The 2,563-nt window shown below is 30.1% G+C and carries 3 protein-coding genes and 1 pseudogene; all 4 read right to left on the bottom strand.

The window, feature by feature from the left end; genetic code table 11:
- Positions 1-48: 48 nt before the first annotated feature.
- Complete coding sequence (locus HMPREF2782_RS06735; protein WP_004835597.1) at positions 49-957, bottom strand: sensor histidine kinase; 909 nt, start codon at positions 955-957, stop codon at positions 49-51.
- 3 nt (positions 958-960) lie between these two features.
- A complete protein-coding gene (locus HMPREF2782_RS06730) occupies positions 961-1,659 on the bottom strand; it encodes a response regulator transcription factor (protein WP_004835594.1) in 699 nt (232 codons plus the stop codon).
- 20 nt (positions 1,660-1,679) lie between these two features.
- Positions 1,680-1,892, bottom strand: a complete 213-nt coding sequence (locus HMPREF2782_RS06725) for a helix-turn-helix domain-containing protein (protein WP_004838415.1) — start codon at positions 1,890-1,892, stop codon at positions 1,680-1,682.
- A gap of 323 nt (positions 1,893-2,215) precedes the next feature.
- A pseudogene (locus HMPREF2782_RS06720) lies at positions 2,216-2,563 on the bottom strand (DNA-binding protein); the annotation flags it as partial.

Genomic DNA, 2,563 nt, shown 5'->3' with positions numbered 1-2,563 from the left:
TTTTTCTATCTTGGGACTTTTGCAACAGCCCCTTTCTAAATCAGCTACTTACATTGCAAACTCCACAGTAAAGACAGTTTTTATGTTAGGTATACTACTTACCCTTATTTTGGCATTATTCACTCTTAACAATTCTTTAGCAATTGATAAGCCAAGTCCCGATCCTTTTGTTAATCTTGAACTATCTGCCTGATACATCCTATCAAATATATATGGTAAGTCCTTTTCACTTATACCATTTCCATTATCTAAAATCATCAAAGTAGCTTTTGTATCCGATTCTTCTAATTTCAAGTGTACTCTATCACAATTACTGTGAATAATAATATTGTTTATAATATTGTTTAAGCTCCTAAAATAGGCATTTTCATCTATCTTTATATAGAATTCCTGTTCCGGAATTTCAATTTCATAACTTATATGTTTTTCTTCAAAAATAGGAATCCAGTCGCTTATCACATTTCTTGTTAATTCATTCAGGTCTTTATCTACAAAAGAAAACTTCCATTCTCCTGAATCCAACTTTACCCAATCAAAGAGTTTTTCTACAAAATCCTTCAAGTAATGTGCCTTACTTAAAGAAATTTTTATATAATCTTCCTTCTCATCTCCCGTAACAATTCCCTCCTGCACTGCTTCCAAATACCCGACCATAGATGCTAAAGGAGTTTTCACATCATGAGACAAACTTGTCATAAGCGATTTATACGCCTGTTCTGACTGCTTTTGTTCTATTAGCTTGTTCTGACTTTGTAGAGTTATCTCATTTATATCATGACAGATCTTTTCTGTAGTTTCATTTTTCTTAATTAAAATTCTGCGATTGTAATCACCATTTTTTATATCAACGAGTACTTCCTGAATACTGTTTATTTCTTTTTTTATGTTGGTAATTTTTTTTAACAAACAAAAAATTACAAATATCAATAATAAGATTATAATGATTTTTACATCCATATATCATACCCCCTTACTAAAACGATAACCCACGCCCCTAACTGTCAAAATATAAGTTGGTTCTTCAGGGTTAGGCTCTATTTTTTTTCGAAGCTTACTGATAAAAGACATGATATTACTATCATCAAAAAGATAATCTTCTTCCCAAACATTCGTATATATTTGTTTTTTTGTAAAAATCCTCCCTTTATTAGACGCAAGAAAATACAATAAATCAAATTCTTTATTTGTTAATTCTATGTTATTATCACTTATTTTTACAATTCTATTTTCCTTATCTATTTGCATACCATCTATTGTGAGTATATCAGACTGGTCTGTGCTTTTCTGATTGAAATCTATATATCTACGAACCATAGCTTCAACTCTTGCCTTAAGTTCATTTATATTAAATGGCTTTGTCAAATAGTCATCAGCACCTTGTTTAAGTCCATAAATTTTTGAATCATCATCAGACTTCGCAGTCAGCATTAAAACCGGAATAGTGCATTCTTCCCTTATCATCTCCAGAACTTGAAACCCATCAAAATCAGGAAGCATAATATCTAATAAAATCAGACACAAATTATTTGCATTTCGTATTTTCTTATATCCGTCTAATCCATTATTGGCAATATCAACAGAATATCCATCAGTACTTAAACACTTTTTAATTAAATTACATAATGCAATATCATCATCTATAATTATTATCTCTCTCATATCTCATAACTCCATACTTCTTATTCAATATAATTATCATCAAAGGAAAATACATCATTCGGTGTACAATCTAAAGACTTACATATTTTTTCTAAGTTTTTAAGTGTTATAGGCTTATTTTTTCCCATCTGTGCCATAACATTAGTGGTAATCCCTGCCATAACTATTACATCTGTTTTCTTCAAACTTTTCTTCGCCAATAGTATCCATAATGGTTTATAATTCAATGCCATACTAATCCTCTTTTCTTTATAACGATTTTCGGAGTAATTATATCACTTTTATTGATTATATTCAATTTTTATTTGATTTTTAAAAGATTGTTTACAACCATTTTTTACATTTTGTCTTTATACAGACTTAATAAACTGAACAAAAAAAGAATACCCTTATGCGAGAGTATTCTTCCTCAAAAAAACAATGGACGATCTTTACAGGATACGAAAAAACTAGGAATTTATATGGGCAAGGATATGGAGAGATAGTGTTCTCTCCTCTTTTTTCCTCCAAACAAAAAAAGAGTCGGTGCAGTACTAAGACCACACCGACCATAAGTTTATCTTTCAGCTTCTTTTGATGTTTCTTTCTTTTCTTTAGGCTTTCCCTTATCTTCAGTCTGATATTTTTTGATTTCTCCAAGCACAGACTCTTTCTTTTTTTCTTGTCCTTTCATTTGTTCTTTTGCTTTTAAAAGCTTATAAAACAAAATACGGACATTCTTATGTTCCTTTCCGTTGTTGTCAATGCTTGTTTTTACTTGACCAAATATTTTAACAAAATCTCCTTGTTTTAAGTTTTCTAAATCTTTTGTCTTATCTCCATAGGCTGAACAATTGGTATAAATTTTATTCCCATAGTCATCTTTTGAAACAATTGAAAAGTTGCTTACCTTGAACTTTTCTCC

This window comes from Anaerococcus sp. HMSC068A02, assembly GCF_001811125.1.
Taxonomy (GTDB): domain Bacteria; phylum Bacillota; class Clostridia; order Tissierellales; family Peptoniphilaceae; genus Anaerococcus; species Anaerococcus vaginalis_C.
The sequence above is the reverse complement of the archived record's forward strand: the minus strand, read 5'-3'. Positions and strand labels throughout refer to the sequence as shown.